General features: G+C 47.1%; 14 protein-coding genes. 6 read left to right on the plus strand and 8 right to left on the minus strand.

What is annotated here, in order from left to right; all coding sequences use genetic code 11:
* Nucleotides 1-36: 36 nt before the first annotated feature.
* Entirely contained in the window at nucleotides 37-831 is a 795-nt protein-coding gene (minD, locus tag HXW94_RS10705) for a septum site-determining protein MinD (protein ID WP_178366893.1), read from the plus strand.
* 15 nt (nucleotides 832-846) lie between these two features.
* Entirely contained in the window at nucleotides 847-1,113 is a 267-nt protein-coding gene (gene minE, locus HXW94_RS10710) for a cell division topological specificity factor MinE (RefSeq protein WP_178366894.1), read from the plus strand.
* A gap of 199 nt (nucleotides 1,114-1,312) precedes the next feature.
* On the opposite strand, the gene aspS is transcribed toward minE, so the two are convergent.
* Together aspS and hisS are read right to left on the minus strand one after the other, a co-directional pair.
* Nucleotides 1,313-3,100: an aspartate--tRNA ligase gene (gene aspS / locus HXW94_RS10715; RefSeq protein ID WP_178366895.1), complete on the minus strand. Its 1,788-nt coding sequence runs from the start codon at nucleotides 3,098-3,100 to the stop codon at nucleotides 1,313-1,315.
* Nucleotides 3,101-3,249: 149 nt separating this feature from the next.
* Nucleotides 3,250-4,506, minus strand: a complete 1,257-nt coding sequence (gene hisS, locus HXW94_RS10720) for a histidine--tRNA ligase (protein WP_178366896.1) — start codon at nucleotides 4,504-4,506, stop codon at nucleotides 3,250-3,252.
* Between the two features lie 938 nt (nucleotides 4,507-5,444).
* Here hisS and HXW94_RS10730 point away from each other — a divergent pair.
* From HXW94_RS10730 to HXW94_RS10745, 4 genes are all read left to right on the plus strand, one after another.
* Nucleotides 5,445-6,674, plus strand: coding sequence for an ATP-grasp domain-containing protein (locus HXW94_RS10730; protein ID WP_178366898.1), 1,230 nt, complete (start codon nucleotides 5,445-5,447; stop codon nucleotides 6,672-6,674).
* A 109-nt stretch (nucleotides 6,675-6,783) separates the two neighbouring features.
* Nucleotides 6,784-9,504 (plus strand): CoA-binding protein, encoded by a 2,721-nt coding sequence (locus tag HXW94_RS10735; protein WP_178366899.1) that lies wholly within the window; start codon nucleotides 6,784-6,786, stop codon nucleotides 9,502-9,504.
* Between the two features lie 280 nt (nucleotides 9,505-9,784).
* Nucleotides 9,785-10,297, plus strand: coding sequence for a cob(I)yrinic acid a,c-diamide adenosyltransferase (locus tag HXW94_RS10740; protein ID WP_178366900.1), 513 nt, complete (start codon nucleotides 9,785-9,787; stop codon nucleotides 10,295-10,297).
* The gene (locus HXW94_RS10745; RefSeq protein ID WP_246293837.1) at nucleotides 10,287-11,933 is read left to right on the plus strand and encodes a FapA family protein; all 1,647 of its coding nucleotides are present in this window, start codon (nucleotides 10,287-10,289) and stop codon (nucleotides 11,931-11,933) included. The genes HXW94_RS10740 and HXW94_RS10745 overlap by 11 nt, the downstream gene beginning before the upstream one ends.
* On the opposite strand, the gene thpR is transcribed toward HXW94_RS10745, so the two are convergent.
* The 6 genes from thpR to hypD form a co-directional block, all read right to left on the minus strand.
* Entirely contained in the window at nucleotides 11,901-12,521 is a 621-nt protein-coding gene (gene thpR / locus HXW94_RS10750) for an RNA 2',3'-cyclic phosphodiesterase (protein WP_218576679.1), read from the minus strand. The two genes, HXW94_RS10745 and thpR, sit on opposite strands and share 33 nt — an antisense overlap.
* Before the next feature lie 39 nt (nucleotides 12,522-12,560).
* On the minus strand, nucleotides 12,561-13,631 hold the full coding sequence (locus tag HXW94_RS10755; RefSeq protein WP_178366902.1) for an elongator complex protein 3: 1,071 nt from the start codon (nucleotides 13,629-13,631) through the stop codon (nucleotides 12,561-12,563).
* Nucleotides 13,632-13,637: 6 nt separating this feature from the next.
* Entirely contained in the window at nucleotides 13,638-15,197 is a 1,560-nt protein-coding gene (rnc, locus tag HXW94_RS10760) for a ribonuclease III (protein WP_178366903.1), read from the minus strand.
* Nucleotides 15,198-15,225: 28 nt separating this feature from the next.
* Entirely contained in the window at nucleotides 15,226-15,588 is a 363-nt protein-coding gene (gene dksA / locus HXW94_RS10765; RefSeq protein ID WP_178366904.1) for an RNA polymerase-binding protein DksA, read from the minus strand.
* A 146-nt stretch (nucleotides 15,589-15,734) separates the two neighbouring features.
* Nucleotides 15,735-16,748 carry a hydrogenase expression/formation protein HypE gene (gene hypE / locus HXW94_RS10770; RefSeq protein ID WP_178366905.1) on the minus strand — a complete coding sequence of 338 codons (1,014 nt, stop codon included), beginning with the start codon at nucleotides 16,746-16,748 and terminating at the stop codon, nucleotides 15,735-15,737.
* 10 nt (nucleotides 16,749-16,758) lie between these two features.
* On the minus strand, nucleotides 16,759-17,859 hold the full coding sequence (hypD, locus tag HXW94_RS10775) for a hydrogenase formation protein HypD (RefSeq protein WP_425484218.1): 1,101 nt from the start codon (nucleotides 17,857-17,859) through the stop codon (nucleotides 16,759-16,761).
* Nucleotides 17,860-17,969: the final 110 nt, after the last annotated feature.

The raw sequence follows: 17,969 nt of genomic DNA on the forward strand, positions 1-17,969 counted from the left end.
GGACCATAAAAACAATCATAACTATTGAGGTGTAATTTGGAAGGAAAAATTATTGTTGTAACATCTGGAAAGGGCGGCGTGGGAAAAACAACAGCGACCTCTTCCATTGGGGCGGCCCTGGCACTTGAAGGAAAAAGGGTCGCTATTGTGGATATGGATATCGGACTGCGTAACCTTGATGTGGTTATGGGCCTGGAAAACCGGATTGTTTTTAATATCGTAGATGTGGTTCAGGGCAGGTGCAAAATTGACCAGGCAGCCATCCGGGATAGACGCATTGAGAATCTTTTTCTAATCCCGGCCTCCCAAAGTGATAATAAAAATGTGTTGACATCGACAGGGGTTGAACGGATAGCCAAGGAGCTGCGCAAAAAATTTGATTATGTGATCATGGACTCTCCGGCCGGCATTGAACGCGGGTTTGAGAACGCCATTATCAGCGCCAATGAAGCGGTTGTGGTATGTACGCCCGATGTCTCCGCCGTCAGGGATGCAGACCGCGTTATCGGTCTTTTATATGCCCGTTCCCTGGAGCCCAAACTCATTGTCAACCGTATTGAGCCGGTCCGTGTGGAACGCGGTGAGATGCTCAGCCATGAAGATGTGCTGGAGATATTATCCATTGATCTGGCAGGACTTGTGCCCATGGATGAAAAGGTACTCATCTCCTCCAACACCGGTACGCCGTTGGTGCTTCAGAACGATTCCACCGCCGGACAAGCCTTTCGCAGGATTGCCAAACGTCTGAATGGAGAAAAAATTCCCATTGAGATACCGAATCGGAAAACCAGCGTATGGAGCAAATTGAGTAAAACGTTCGGGTTAAGATGATAAGGAGGGTTTTGAATGCTGCAAGACTTTTTGAAACGGTTCTCAGGCCAGAAAAGAAGTAGTGACGAAGCAAAAAAGCGCCTTCAATTTTCTTTAGTTTATGACAAGCTGGAGGTGAACGATACGACTTTGACGGACCTTCAGACGGATATTGTTGATGTGATATCAAAATACTTTGAAATTGATAAGGATGCATTGGAGCTTAAGGTTAAAAATGATAAAGATGTCTCTGCCCTGGTGTTTAACACCCCGATTCTCCATGTAAAAAGAAAACGGGCATAAACTTAGACTATTGGGACATGTAGGCTTTGAAATAAAACCGCCCGGAAACAAATTGTTGTTTCCGGGCGGTTTTTAAATTTCGTATGCCGGGATTGGTTCTAACGTCGGCCGCTGTAGGGGCAGGCCACCGTGCCTGCCCTAACGAGGGCAACCACAGAGGGTTGCCCCTACGAAAAATGGCCTACAATGGACATTCGGCTTACTCGATGGGTTTTACCGTTTTAATAGCCAGCTCCTGAAGCTGAGCCGCAACCGCTTTTGAGGGTGCCTGGGTCATCAGGCAGGTGGCTTTCTGGGTTTTGGGAAAGGCAATAACATTGCGGATGGAATCCTCACGGCAAAGCAGCATCACCAGGCGATCCAGACCAAATGCCAGTCCGCCGTGGGGCGGTGCGCCAAACGTCAGGGCTTCCAGCAGGAACCCAAACTTTTCCTTTGCTTCTTCTTGACCGATTCCTAAACACTTGAGTACCCGTTCCTGCAATTCGCTGTCATGGATGCGGATGCTGCCGCCGCCGATCTCAACACCGTTGAGAACCAGGTCATAGGCCCGGGAGTTGACCTCCAGGGGGTTGCTCTCCAGTTTGTCGATATCCGCTTCCATGGGGGCGGTAAACGGATGATGAAGCGCCTGGTAGCGTTTTTCCGTTTCATCATATTCAAACATGGGGAAATGGGTGATCCAGGTAAATTTGAACTCATTATCATCAATGAGTCCGAGCCTGCGTGCCAACTCGTTTCTCAACTGCCCCAGGGCTTCATTGGTGATATTGGGCTTGTCTGCCACAAAAAAGACAATATCACCGGGTTCAAGATCCAGGCGCTGCTTTAACGCCTCTTTTTCATCATCCGAGAAAAATTTGGCAATAGGGGACTGCCACTGATCTTCTTTTATTTTTATCCAGGCCAGGCCTTTGGCTCTGTAAACAGCGGCAAATTCGGTGAGTTCATCAATCTGTTTTCGGGTAAAATCAGCACAGCCCTTGGCATTGACGGCCTTGACCAGCCCGCCGTTTTTAACCACAGAGGCAAACACTTTGAAATCTGCATTGGCTACAATGTCGGACACATTTTTTAATTCCAGACCAAACCTTAAATCAGGACGGTCTATGCCGAATCGCTCCATGGCCTCGGCCCAGGTCATGCTGGGGAACGGTTCGGGAAAGTCCACATCCAGCACATTTTTGAATATGGCTTTGATCAATCCTTCGGTAATCGCCATCACCTGATGTTCATCTACAAAGGAGAGCTCCATATCAATCTGGGTGAACTCGGGCTGGCGGTCCGCCCGCAGATCCTCATCCCTGAAACATTTGACAACCTGATAATACCGGTCAAAGCCGGCAACCATCAAAAGCTGTTTGAACAGCTGGGGAGACTGGGGCAGGGCATAAAAGTCGCCCTGGTTGACCCGGGAGGGAACCAGATAATCCCTGGCACCTTCGGGCGTGCTTTTGGTTAACACCGGGGTTTCAATATCTATAAATCCGTTGGCATCCAGATAATTTCGAACCGTCATGGTGGTTTTGTGCCGGGCCAGCATGTTATTTTTAAGCTGGGTGCGCCTTAAATCCAGATAACGGTACTGGAGTCGTATGGTTTCCGATGCATCCACCCGGTCTTCAATTTGAAAGGCGGGTGTTTTGGCCCTGGAAAAAATCCGCAGCTCCGTCACAAGTACCTCTATAACACCCGTGGTCATTCTGGGGTTTATCATGTCCGCAGGTCTTGCCGACACTTTTCCTTTGATGCCCAGGACATATTCGTTTCTGATTTCCTGGGCTTTTTCATGGACAGCCTCGGAGACCGATGGATCAAACACAACCTGGGTAATGCCTTCCCGGTCCCGGAGGTCTACAAAAATAACACCGCCGTGATCCCGTCGGTGCTGAACCCACCCCATGAGTACGACGTCCTGGCCAATGTGGCTTTTTCCCAACTCAATACAAGAGTGGGTGCGTTTCATATCTCCAAGTAAGTCAGTCACTTTTATTCTTTAGCTCCTTAAACTCCATAACTATATTAATTTTTGGCATCCTTCATTTCCCGCTTTACACTTTCCAGATGCCGACCCCCATTTTTCGGGAACCTCCATTCAAAAAGTGTAAAGTACTTTTGGGATCATATGAAGGATGCCTAATTTTTAATCAATTGTGCCAAGTCATTCACTAGGTTTTCTATGCCGATTTCCGTTTGTTCCTTGGTCTCCATGTTGCGCAGCACAATTTTTTTTTGAGTCAGTTCATTGTCCCCGACAATAAGAACAAGCGCGGCATTAAGCTTGTTTGCCCGCTTCATCAATGCCTTCATACTTTTTCCACGGAAATCCGTATCTGTTCTAATGCCCATGGTGTTCAGTTTGCAGGACCATTCAAATGCATATTTCTGGGCATCCGCTCCCAGGCTGACAATAAAAATGTCAGGGCGCTTTTCATACGTCTGGTCGTCAAGCTGTTCCAACACTTCCACCAGACGGTCAAACCCGATGGCAAACCCGATGGCCGGTGTTGAGGGTCCGCCAAGCTCTTCCACCAGACGATCGTACCGGCCGCCCCCGGCAACGGCGGATTGGGCACCAAGTGTTGTGGTCTGAATTTCCCAGGCTGTGCGGGTATAATAATCAAGTCCACGCACCAGGGTATCATCAACCATGAAATCCACGCCTAGTTTTTCAAGGCTGTTTTTCACGGTTTCAAAATGGGTACGGCAATCCGGACACAGATGATCCACCGTGGCCGGTGCCCCTTCAAGGGCCTGCCGGCATGTTTGTGCCTTGCAGTCTAATATCCGTAACGGATTTTTAACCAGCCTGCGTTGGCAGTTTTCACACAGTTTGTCTTTTCGGTCGCCTAAAAAATTCAGCAGGGCCTTTTGAAAATCAGGGCGGCAGTCAGGGCAGCCAAGGCTGTTGATATGGGCCGAAAGGCCCGCAAGTCCAAGGCGGTGCAGCAATGTGTGCAAAAGAAAAATCAGTTCACTGTCAATATAAGGGGAGTCGATCCCGAAAACTTCGGCATCAATCTGGTAAAACTGGCGGTAGCGTCCTTTTTGCGGCCGCTCCCGGCGGAACATGGGACCTGTCAGGTAGAACTTGCGGAACGGTTCGGCAGCATACATTTTATGCTGGATATACGCCCTGCAAATGGATGCGGTGGCCTCGGGCCGCAGTGTGAGCATATCTCCTTTTCTGTCTTCAAAGGTATACATCTCCTTTTCAACAATATCGGTTGTTTCTCCGATACTCCGGGCAAATAATGCTGTTTTTTCAATAATCGGAATACGGATTTCCCTGTATCCAAAGGATTCAAACAGGGCTGCCGCTTCTTGTTCCACCTTTTGCCACAGAGCGATTTGCTCCGGTAAAATATCTCTGAACCCGCGTATGGTCTGCATGCTTTTTTATATCTTTAAATTTATGTCGTTTATTTCAAAAAAATATACAGCCGATCTATATAGTTTAAAATCAATGTTTTAGTCAACATATAATAAATGGTTTCATTCTGATTTCGGGTTATATCAATACGATCTATTAAATCTCTTTTAGACGCTCCTCAATTCATCTTAAAAAAATAAAAAATTTGTTGCACTTGATGAATCTAGGCGATATAGTACCATCTATATCAAAAAGCGACCACCAACGGGAGCGACCAAATATGTCACAAGGCATGTTGCCATTCAAAGAAGAAGAAACATTAAGCTGTTCAATCTCCTTGGCCTTCTTGGCAGATCTGCCTGTATGCCTTGCGTTTGCTAAATTTATTGATTCAGAAAAATTTATTGTACCATTACTGTTGGTATAAAGATGCTAAATGCAGGAATAAACAAAAAAATAATAACAAGTTATAGTTTTGAAGAACTAACAATTGATGGTTCTTGAATAAGGTTAAGATATCTATGGCTGGCACCTGTTCGTATTTTTGTAAAGTTATATTAAATTTCGGCGGTGAATTTTGGCTATACTATCCTATTGACAAACCGGAAGTTCCTATCTTATATAAACTTAAACTTGATAAGAGATCATTAACTTTGAAACGACTGTTTAAATTTATTCAAATCCCAAACAGAAAGGAGGTTTTGGTGTGGGAAAGCGTTTGAGGGGATCTTTAAACCTTCTTGCGAGGTGGAGTGGCTGACGGCACCTTGACGCAATATCCGACCGGATGACATTGCCGCAAGGTTGAGTTTAGGTGCTTTAAAAAATGACATTTTGTTTTCGCAGATAAATTTAAGAAAGACAGAAAGACAGGATGTCAGAATTGATGTCTGTTGGTAATATCAAATGAATTGAGAAATTATTTAATTAAATTCACTACAATTATCAGGGAGGAAAAATGCAACTAACTGGATTAAAATACGGAAAGCAATTGATGGATGTCGTTGATTTCCCTGTAGCAGAGACCCTGACAGAAAATGCTACCAAAGAACAGATTGAAGCGTTGCTGAAAAAAGGCGGCAAGCTCGTTGTAAAACCGTCTTTTATGGGCAGTGCCGGTAAAAAAGGAAAAGCAGGACTGGTAAGAATCGTCGACAACTATGCCGATGCCGTCCAGGCCAAAAAAGATCTTTTCTATGCCGAATATCAGCAAGGACCTACGACACATAAAGCAAACGGCGTTACATTTGAAGAGTTTGTCGCCTCAGATGCAGAGCTTTATGTAAGTATTACAACCTCAACAATTACCAGAACACCCGTCATGCTGTTGATTGTTGAGGGTGGTGTTGAAGTTGAAGAACTTCCGGACGACAAAAAAGCAATCGTTCCGTTTAACCCCAATGAAGGCCTCAGAGGCTATCATATCAATGATGCACTGCTGAAACTGGGATGCCCCAAACCGTTCATCAGCCCGCTGGTACAGCAGCTTCCCAAACTGTGGGATCTGTATAACAATTATGGTCTGACCATGATTGAGCTGAACCCCATCCGTATGAAAAAAGGCAAACGTCCCCTTCCGGTTGCCTGCGACGTTAAAGCCGCTTTTGACCAGGACGATCCCGCACATACCCGCATTGAATTCCCCAATGAAGTATTTGCTACCGAATTGACGGAGTTTGAAACCGAAATCAACCAGCTGAGAACCTATCAGGGACAGAGTGACGTTGTGGAACTCAATCCCAACGGAACCATTCTGCCTTTCATGTTCGGTGGTGGTGCCAACAGTGCGGCCACTGAGGTTCTGGGCGACAAAGCAATGTTCTCATCTGACTTTGGTGGAAACCCGCCCTATGCAAAGATGAAAGAGATTGCAAGCATTTGCTACAGACATTTCCTGAAAAATGCAAACATTGTTCAGATTATTGGTGGTAAAGCAAACAATACAGATATCTTCGTTACCATCAAAGCGATGCTGGATGCCCTGAGAGAAAATATTCAGCTGAATCCTGATGTACACGTTGTAATCGGTCGTGGTGGACCAAATGTCGTGCAGGGAATGATTTATGCCCGTGACCTTCTTGACAGTATGAAAATTCCATACAAAATGTTCGGTTTTGACAGTAGTATGATTGGTGTATTGAATTACACCCTGGAACTGGATGCATGGATTACAGCAAATAAGAAATAATTAATTGCTGAACCAAAAACAAAGGTCAAAGGTAATCTGACGATTTAATTATAAATCAAAAGCATTTTAGCAAATTAAACAGGAATTAAATCATTTTATTGGAGAAGCTATGAGCCAAACTAATCCGTTCCCCTATTATGTGGGAGTAAATAATCTAGAAGAAATAGCAAATAAAGAATCCCGTTGCATCGTGATGAATCTTCTGGGTGGTGAAAGTAGAGGCGTAACCCCCACATCACATGAATTCAGTGGCGGCAACATTGTTGCTGGTGTTCAATATGGAAAGTCCGGTGCAAAACTGGAAACCAAAATTGGTGATATCCCTGCATACGGCAGTGTTAAAGAGATTGTCGACGCTGGTATTAAATTTGATGTAGGCGTTATCTATCTGCCGCCCACAGCGGTTGCTGCTGCTGCAGCCGAACTGATTGCCCACAATCCCGATCTGACCAAAATCGTTATCCTGACAGAAAAAGTAGGTGTTAAAGATTCTGCGTTTATCCGCGCCATCGCACAGGAAAATAAAATTGATGTATTTGGCGGAAACTGCCTGGGTATCGGTAACTCCTGGGACCAGGTACGTGTTGGTGGTGCCCTGGGCGGAAATAATCCGGGTGAATCCCTTGTAAAAGGCAGTGTTGCTGTTTTCAGTAACTCCGGTAACTTCAGTACCACCATTCCTGAATACCTGAAAACCTCTGGTTTCGGTACATCCACCGTACTGAGTTCCGGTAAAGACCTTTATATCCAGTTTGCTTTCCCCGAATTCCTCTATTGCGCAGAAAATGATCCGCGTACCAAAGCGATCTTCTGCTACATTGAGCCCGGCGGATATTATGAAAAACAGGCACTGGATTGGGTTGCCGACGGCACCATCAAGCTGACCAAACCCATCGTATGCTGCGTAACCGGTCGCTGGAAAGCAAACCTGAGCCGTGCGGTTGGTCATGCCGGTGCCATCGCTGGTGGTGGTGACGATGCGCTTGCAAAAGAGAAATGGTTTGATGAGTACTTTGGCGTAGAGATGTTCAATCCTGACAGCCCCAAAGCTTCCAAAAAGGGTGTTAGAATTGAATCCATCCAGGACGCCCCCACAGCTATGGCTGCTGTCTACAAAGAGATCGGTGAAGATCCCGATTTTGAAGCCTTTGGCGACCTGAGCCTGAAACCCTGGTTTGTAAATGAACAAGGTCAGGGTCTTCCGGAAAAACTGCACATGGACGCCGTTGAAGCCATGGAACCCTACAACGATGCCATCAAAAAACTTGGTAATCAGGTAGGTGCCCAGCTGACCAGAGAATCCATGCGCAATAAGTCCGGCGCAAGCCGCATGAATCCGAAAACCGACGTTACCGAAGTACATGGTGTCCCGGTTCTCGATCTTGTTGTAAAGAATTTTGCCCTTTCCAACCTATTTGCCGTATCTTCCGTAGAGCCCGATGTGAAATATCTACCGGTAGCCAATGCCCTCATGAACTATTTCACAGCCGTGGGTACGCAGTATATGGATATTACCGCCCGTGGCCGCGCCAATGGCGCCCTGCCTAACGCTTATCTCGGCGCTGCGGTGTTAACATCCGGTAACTGCAAACTGTATCAAGACATGACAGAGATGACCAAAAATATGATCAATCTCTTCTATGTCGATATCTATGGCGATATGTCTGTAAACGATGCGCTTGTTACTGAAAAACTGGCACAGAAGATTATGCCCCAGGGTGAAACCACTGCTAAAGAAGCAGAAGTTGCTGCATTCTTTGGTGACCTGCTGGCTAAAGAAGGGCTGGAAACCATCTTCACCAAATATGCCCAGAAATATGCCGAAGCAAACAGTGATGTAAACAAATTGGCCCTGATGCTGTCTGCCATGTCCTTAAGCCTTATCTGGACGCCCCTGGTTGACAGGCAGATGACTGTAGAAACAGCTCATGAAGTTGCTACATATCTGGCATGCAACGGCGTTCTTGTTGGTTGCTGCGCACCCCAGTATGAGATCAACGATTTCTACAAATCCTTGGTAGAACTCAACGATCTGTCCGTACTCAATACCGACTTTGCAACGACCTGCTTTAAACTGCTGTTCAACCGTGAGCCGGAAGTGAAAGAACAGTTTGCCATCAACGGCCTGCTCAACCTGCTGATGTCCAACGGCCCGGGTACCATCAGTGCCAAGGGTGCCAAGGAATCCGTCAGTGGCGGTAACTTCATCGCTACATGCTACTCCGGCTGGATGAACAACACCGGTCGTGACCATGGCGGCAACGGTTTTGAAGCCATCAAGTTCCTCAAAGACGCCTTTGGCGACTTTGATCCGTACCTGGAACCGGATGAAGAAAAACGCAATGCCACAATGAAAGAGCTGGCCCAGGCGACTGCACAAAAATACCTGGATACCAAATTAACGGCAAAACGCGAAGGTATCATGAATTACTTCAAGGTACCGTGCGTAAACCATCCGGTATTCAAGGGCAAACCTGTCAACTACGATCCGCGTGAAGTTTTCATGGACAAACTGTTCACTGAAAGAAACGAGATCAACCACTTCCAGGTATTCTATCATTACCTGGTTCAGGCAATGTTTGACGTTGGCGCCACCAAGAACGTATTCTGCGTGAATATTGACGGCGTTATCGCAACCATCTCTCTTGACCTGCTCTGGAAAGATGTTAACAGCGGAAAAATCGGTGCCAAAGAAATGCAGGATATCGCATTTATCATGTTCCTGCTTGGTCGTATGGTGGGTTGCTCTGCTGAAATTGCTGACCACAAAGCGCGCGGTAATATCATGGATTGCCGTACTCCTGCAAGCCAGGTTGAATTTGTTGGATAACATCCCATTGGTTTCAGCGGAAAGTTAGTTTTTTAACTTTCTTAGATATATGAAAAACTGAGCAGGTTCTTTAGAACTTGCTCAGTTTTTTTTGTTTTAAATACCGGGATTGATTTTATTGTCGGCCATTTTTCGTAGGGGCAATGCCCTTTTTAGGGCAGGCACGGTGGCCTGCCCCTACAGAGCCCGACGTTAGAACCTTCCCTAAATATTTATATGCATAAATTGTTTCACATGAAACGGTAAATGATTACAAGTCAAATAAGAAAGGAGCTGTTTCGTGAAAGGTTACGTTCAAGTCTACACGGGCAATGGTAAAGGAAAAACAACCGCAGGCTTGGGGCTTGCACTCAGAGCAGCCGGTGCCGGGCTTGGGGTTTTCATTGTTCAGTTTATGAAACAGGGCATGTATTCCGAAATAAACGCACTTAAAAAATTCGATAAGATCTTTGTTGAACAATATGGTGCCGGAAAATTTGTTAAAGGAACCCCTTCTGATGTAGAACGCGCTAAATGCCGCCAGGGGTATGAGCGATTATGCCGGATTATTGAAGCCGGGAACCATGATCTAATTATCGCTGATGAGGCCAATATGGCCTGTTCTTGCGGCTTGCTTTCAGCGGAAGACCTGTTACATCTGATTGATATAAAACCCGAACATATTGAACTTGTGATCACCGGACGCGGTGCACCTGCGTCTGTTATGGATAGGGCAGATCTTGTAACGGAAATGACAGCGATCAAACACTATTATAAACAAGGTGTTGCGGCCAGGATAGGCATTGAAAAGTGACATAAACAAAGAGCAGCGTCAGTTTAATAAATATGATCATGACGCATCCCATACAGAAAGCAGATTATCTGATAATACCGAAAAGGGCAGGGGCGGGGACACTGAAAAACAATCTGGAATAAACATCCTTGTCAGTTCAGATCGTATGACGGCCTGGGTAGAGAGAGACAATCCTGATGAAATGGCGACTACATTAAACCAGGTTAAAGATGCGGCCATGACATATGGCATTATAAATGGTGTGTATCCGGATGCATTTATTCAGTGTTTTCTTGATGCCGGTATTCGGAAATTTCCCGTTGCCCGGGTGGATTGCGCTGACCTTTTGAAACGGCAAAGCAAGCTTTCTTTATATATAACTGGGGATAACGACAAACCAATAGAGAAGAAAAAGGGTGACATTCTCGCCGAACAGACAGGTGCGCCCACAGAAATCCAGGTTAAAAACCTGTATGGTCAAAATATAAACATTGCAACGGGAAATGATTTTGCTGTTTGTTGTGGCGAAAATACCCGATGGTCAAGGGACAAATTGAAAATCCTTGCCGCAAAATCCGGACTGCCGTCTCTTTCAGTCACCCGACGCATGTTTATTCATCCTGTGGTGCATGTTCTCGAAGATGCCGATTATCGTTACGGACCCATTGAACCCTATGCCGATTTGTCGGTATCAGGAACGATTACCGGTGCATATTCAATAACCGCCGGTAAAGTAAGCGCCGATGAAATCCGGGGTGCAAATATAGATGCGATCGGCGATATCAATACCCGGATCGGTATTTCGGATGCGATTGTTCATGCCCAGGGGGATGTCCATGCCCGGTATGTACACAACAGTAAAATAGAGACCTTTGGCAATGTATATGTTCAAAATGAGATCATTGACTCACAGATCCGGTGCAGTGGAAAATGTGAAAGTCCAAAGTGCAGGGTCATTTCATCAAGCGTTTATGCCAAGGAGGGGGTTATCCTTTCCAGCGTCGGAAGTGAGCGGTCAGTGCCAAGCACGATTATTGCCGGCGGCGAACAGCATGCCATCGGCCTTGTGCAACCCATTTTGGATATGATGAATGCCGTTTTTGACCGATTAGAGGACCTTAAAGATGAAAAAAGCTATCAGCAGTCCCAGGCCGAAAAAATTTTTAAAAAAATGATCAAACTTAAAACGTTTCATGACAAGGCCAAGAAAAGAAAAGATGCCTTGTTATTTGAACTTGATAAAAAAAGAGACCTCATACACGATAAAATTTTGAACAACATCCAAACGTTGATTTCAACCTACGATACGAGAATGAACCGGTCTCTGGCGACACTGAAAACAATGAATGGTTCCAAAAAAGAGCATGATGCGTCTGCTCTGGAACTGGAAAAAAAGATCTCCATCGCTACTGTCCAGGCAGAAAAAGAGATTTTTTCACATGAAAAAATACTCTTTGCATATTTGGAAACGTCAAAGAAAAGCATCGGCATTCCAATTATTGAAATTAAAGGAACCGCCTATGCCGGTACCACTTTGGGTGGCATTTATCAACGTATGCCGCTCAGGGATGATAAAACCGGTTTTAAGATTGAAGAAGTGAGGGGGCAGGGCCGGGCACCTGAATTAAGATTTACCCCACGGTTGCAGACGTCGTGAAGATTTCAAACCGGCACAGAATAAAGACGAGTGGACAGCCCCGGAGGAATAAAGCCGACTTTCGATCAGGTGGATCTGATTTACCGCAATTTCAATGGCGTCGGTTTTAACGTTAAGGGCTTTGTTTAATGTGCCTGGTTTTGCATAGTAGCGTACCCGGGATAAGGTGATGTGTGGTGAAAATCTTTTCTCTTTAACGAACGGGTGGCATCTATTCAGGTTTGAATCAATGTCCTGATGCAACGCGACTATTTCTGGATTTATCTTATCCGGCCCAATCCAGATGACTTTAGGATGGCGGGCGTTTGGAAAAACGCCAAGCCGGTTAAATGTAATATTAAAACGGGCCTTATTTGCCACCGCTTCAGATAACTTCGTTTTAATACAGGGTAGTGTCTGCACTGAAATATTCCCGAGAAATTTAAGGGTCAGATGAAAATTTTGCGCAGACGGCCACCCTGCATGAATGCCGGTGGAACGGATGGCCGCCTGAACCCGGCTCAGCTGACGCTTCGTACGCTCGTCAAGAATAATTGCGATAAAACATCTGATTGTGGGATTATCTTTCATTTTTTTTTCGGAGTCCAAGCATATCTCCAAAATGTTTCATGTGGAACAAATATTGAATTATTCTAAGATGTGGGCATGAACCTGATCCGTATCCAGGGTTTCAACCCGTTCAATGATAAAAGAGACCCCCGGGTATGTTTGGGCCAGCCGGTCAAGATTGGTTTTCCGGTTGCCCTGGAGGCGGGACAAAGACCTTGGGTGCACCTGGAGCACAACACGCCGTTTTTCATCTGATGGTTCAATTGCTTTCCGGTCTGCCGGCCCAGTTAGTACGCTGTCAATCTGTTTACAGGCCCGGTCAAACATAAGCGCAGATAAGACCAGATGACCAAAGGCCGGATGCCATGGACCGGCAATCATACGGTCGGCATCATCCATCATCTCTGTGGCCTGCAGCCCTATACGTGCCACGGATACCCCGGCACCCTTGAAAATTGTGACCATTTTTTTGGTCTGATCAACCGCCTGCTCAAGACTTAACGGCACATATCTTCCAGACCGGTACCAGTGGGCAAGCCTGGCGCCCTCCAGCACCAGAAGCGGATAGATCCTGGCAAGATCCGGCTTAAGTGCTGCCAGTGTTTCGGCTGTATGTACAGCACCCAAATCGTCATCACCAGGCATGCCAACCATCACCTGCACCCCGGTTTTAAGACCATTATTTTTAAGCCGGGCCAGGGCTTTGCGGGTATCCTCACGGGTGTGTCCCCGTTCGGCCAGGGTCAGCACACGATCATCCATGGACTGAACCCCGAGTTCTACGGTTTCAAGCCCAAAGGGCCGGGCAAGATCCAGAATCCGGGGCGTTACGGTATCCGGACGTGTGGAGCAGCGAATGCTGTGGATCTGTCCCTGCCGGATCCATGGCTGCACGGCCTTAAGCAGTGCAAGTAGCCTGGATGTTTCCAGTCCCAGAAAATTACCGCCGAAAAAGGCCAGTTCTACCTGGTTTCGATTTTTTTTAAATTTAAGATAGGTATGGATCACATCAGACAAGCGATCTGCCTCACTGTTAATCGTCTGGGTTTTTGACGTTTGTCTGGCGATCAGGCGCTGGTTACAGAAAACGCATAGATGGGGGCATCCCTGGTGCGGAATAAAAAAAGGAATGACCAGGGGGGGGGACATAAAGATCTAAATAGAATTCCGGTTCAAAATAGCCAGCGCTTTTCTGGCAGCATCCTGTTCAGCAGCTTTCTTGGTTTTCCCGGTACCTATGGTAGAAATCATATCCAGGTTCAGGGCGATTTCAAATGTTTTGTCATGGTCTGGGCCTTTCTCCTTTGCCAGGGCATAATCCGGGGTTTTGCCAAAATGCTCCTGGGTAAATTCCTGGAGACCACTTTTATAATCAATGAAGTTCGATGAGGCCAGAACCTGCTGCACCGGTTTTTTAAAAAGACGGTTCACCATGTTTTGTGCCCTGTCAAATCCGGCATCCAGGTAAACCGCCGCAACCACTGCCTCAAAGGTATCTGACAGAATTGAGTTCTTGTCTCTGCCACCGGACAGAGATTCTCCCTTGCCCAGCTTAATAAAGCGTCCCAGATCAATCTTGCGGGCAATGTGCGCCAAGCCTGTTTCACTGACAAGATTTGAACGCAGCCGGGAAAGATCCCCCTCATTTTTTAATGGATCACTTTCCATGAGCAGATGCCCGACACATAGTCCTAATACGGCATCTCCAAGAAATTCAAGGCGTTCATTATCCGTATCACAGGTCTTCTGGTTTTCATTAAGATAAGAGCGATGGCACAGGGCATTGGATAAAAAGGCGCGGGACTGAAATTGGTAACCAAGGTTTTGTTCCAGGATATCCAGGCGGTCAATGGCCTGGATATCCAGCAACCGCTCGTTTAATGTTTTGAATACGGAGATCCCCACATTCAAATCGCCTCTGCCCCGGCCAAGATCCACCCCTTTATTAAAACTACCATGGAAATCAGAGCCCCCAGTGGCCACCAGTCCTTTACGGTGTACAATTTCAGACAGATGTTTTCTCAGGGCTGAATCATGGCCTGAATAATAGACTTCAATCCCTGCAAGTCCATCATTAACCAGCATGTTTACAAAGGTATCCAGGTCATGGGGATGTTGAAAATCAATTATGCCTGGATGAGCCAGAACAGGTAATCCACCGGCATCAAGAATCAGCCGGATGGCATCCTTGCAGGATATTTTAAATTTATCAACATAGGCGGGTTTATTTTTACCCAGGTAACGATCAAAGGCACTGCGGAAGTCAGGCACATATCCTTTTTCCACGAGCAGTTCGGCAATGTGGGGACGGCCTGGCTGGCGGGCGCCAAAGCGATGTTTCACTTCATCCAGGGTAATATCAAATCCCAACGTATTAAGTCGCTCAATAATTTTCGGATTTCGGTTGCCCCTGGCTTCTGCCGCACGCGCCAGCGCATTGTTCAATGCACAGTCATAAACGGAAAATCCATATCCCAGCATATGGATACTGCCCAGGGATTTGAATTCAGGCGGTGGAGAACAGGAAATCTCAACGCCTGTGATAAATTCAAGCGGATACGAATGAACAATATCCTTTATTTCCAGAATACCGGCAATGGTATCGTGGTCAGTCAGCGCCACTGCCTCAATGCCGGTGTCTCTGGCCAAATCAAGTATCTGCCTGGGCGTCAGGGATCCGTCCGACGCAGTAGAATGTGTGTGAAGATCAATCAAAACCTGGTGTAAAGCCTTTGACTGGGAATTAAAGTCCCATAGCCTTCTCCCTGTCTTCTTCACGGGTTTTACACTTGATGCACTGGGTCGTCACAGGCCGGGCTTTAAGCCGTTCAATGGAAATATCTTCTTCGCACATTTCACACTGACCAAACGTGCCGTTTTCAATCCGCTCCAACGCTTTTTTAATTTTTTTAATTAATTTATGTTCCCGGTCCCGGATACGCAGTTCAAAACTTCTATCCGCCTCTTGGGAGGCCCGGTCCGTGGGATCAGCATAGTTCTCCTTGGGCTGGGTCATGCCGGTAACGGTTGTGTCGGCATGGGAAAGCAATTCATTGAGCCGGTCAGTCAACAACGCTTTAAAAAAATCCAGATCTTCTTGTTTCATATAGTGTTGTCCTCTTTTAAATAGAATTTGCGCGACACATGATATCTAAAAAGTTCATAATTATATTCAGGTATGCCTCTATTGTAAAGTTTTTTTGTCACTATCTGGATATTTGTTATATATCACCTGGCCAAACACGATAGAAATCAGCAGATTCGGGGCAGCTGTTCACCGGTTAGCATCTCCACAATCCGTGTGCCGCCGATAAACGTCTCCAGCACGACCCGGCCCGGGTCCTGCTCTGTCACCTCGCCGATAATCACAGCGTCTTTGCCGAACGCATCCCGGCGAATTATATCCAGGACGTTGTCGGCATCTGCGCCAGGCACAATGGCGATGAGTTTGCCTTCATTGGCCAGGTACAGGGGATCAAACCCCAGAAGCTCGCAAATCCCCCGGACCGGCCCACGCACCGGCAGCCGGTCCTCAAAAAGCCGGATGCCCACCGTTGACTGGCCGGCAATTTCGTTAAGTGTTGTACCAAGCCCCCCACGGGTGGGGTCCCGCAGCACATGAACCGGATATCCTGATTCAAGCATCCCTTTGACCATGTGATTTAAGGGTGCGGAATCGCTTTTTACGTCGGAATCAAATTTTAACCCTTCGCGTTCGCTTAATATGGTGACGCCATGATCGGCAATGGTGCCTGAAACAATCACTTTATCGCCGGGTTGCGCGCCGTCTCCCGAGACATGGACACCGGTTGGAATAGACCCGATTCCGGAGGTATTGATGAATATTTTGTCAACCTTTCCCCGGGGCACCACCTTGGTATCACCGGTGACGATCCGGACGTCCGCTTTTTGGGCCGCCCTGGCCATGGATTGGAGAATGCGTTTAAGGTCAACAACTTGCATGCCTTCTTCAATGATCAGCCCCACGGATATATACAAAGGGATTGCCCCGCACATAGCCACATCATTGACGGTGCCGTTCACGGCAAGCTCGCCGATATCCCCGCCGGGAAAAAAAAGGGGGTCCACGGTATAGGAATCCGTTGAAAACGCCATGCGGCCTGGGGGCACCTCAAAAACGGCCCCATCGTTCTGTTTTGCCAATAGTTCGTTGTCGAACAACGGCAAAATCAATTCCGAAAACATGGCATGGGAGACCTTGCCCCCGGCACCGTGGTCCAGAAGAATCGTATCTTTCTTATTCATGGTTTTTTCCTTATCCGCTGTATTTATAAAAGGCGGCACAGGCCCCTTCGCTGGAGACCATGCAGGGGCCCACCGGATGCATGGGGGTGCAGTTTTTTTTATACAGCCGGCATTGGTCCGGCCGCTTCAGCCCCATTAAAATCCGGCCGCAGTCGCACCCGGCCGGCTCACGGGTATCCGGCATCGACAGTTCAAATTTTTTGGCAGCGTCAAATTTATAAAAGGACTCCCTTAGCACCATGCCTGAATCCGGAATATGACCAATCCCCCGCCACAGGGCGTCGGCCGTTTCAAACACTTGATCCATGATTGCCCGGGCTTTGGGGTTGCCGGCATCCGCCACGGCACGGGGATAGGCATTCACCAGTCTGGGGATTTTAGATTCATTCTGCTCTACCAGCTTAAGCACGGCGTTAAGGATATCCATAGGCTCAAATCCTGTAACCACCGAAGGTATCCGGTATTTTTCAAAGATAGGGTAAAATGCGTCAAGGCCTGTGATGACCGCTACGTGACCGGGCAGAATAAATCCGTCTATCTCCACGCCGGCGGTCTTCATAAGGGCGGCTAATGCCGGTGGCGTAAGTTTGTTTGCGCTGTAGATGCTGAAGTTATCTATCCCCTGGGTTTGGGCCGTAAGTACAGCCCCTGCAATGGTCGGGATGGTGGTTTCAAAGCCTACTGCGCAAAATACCACCGCTTTATCCGGGTTTTCTTTTGCAATGGCCAGGGCATCAAAAATGGAATAGACCATCCGGACATCCGCACCTTTGGCCTTTTCCCCGGCCAGGCTGGAAACGGACCCCGGCACCTTCATCAGGTCACCAAAGGTGGTCAGAATCACATCCGGCCTGCGTGCCAGCATCACATACGCGTCAATATCCTTTTGGGCGATTACGCACACAGGGCAGCCGGGACCTGACAAAAGTGTAATGGTCTCGGGCAGTACAGACCGGATGCCGTAACGAAAAATGGCCATGGTATGGGTGCCGCACACCTCCATCAAGCGCAACGGACGGGTGTTTTTTTCACGAATCCGGGCCACCAGGGCCTTTGAAATTTCAGGATCTTTGAATACCTGGTTATATGTCAAATTCATAAAATGCGGCAAGGAAACCCCTGAGTCTTTAGCTCAGGGGAGGAATTGCCGTCCTCCTTATAATTAAGATAGTAGCCCAGGCACCGGACCTTAACACGTCGTATTGTAAGAATAACCGTCAG

Source organism: Desulfobacter latus, from assembly GCF_013389365.1.
GTDB classification, from domain to species: domain Bacteria; phylum Desulfobacterota; class Desulfobacteria; order Desulfobacterales; family Desulfobacteraceae; genus Desulfobacter; species Desulfobacter latus.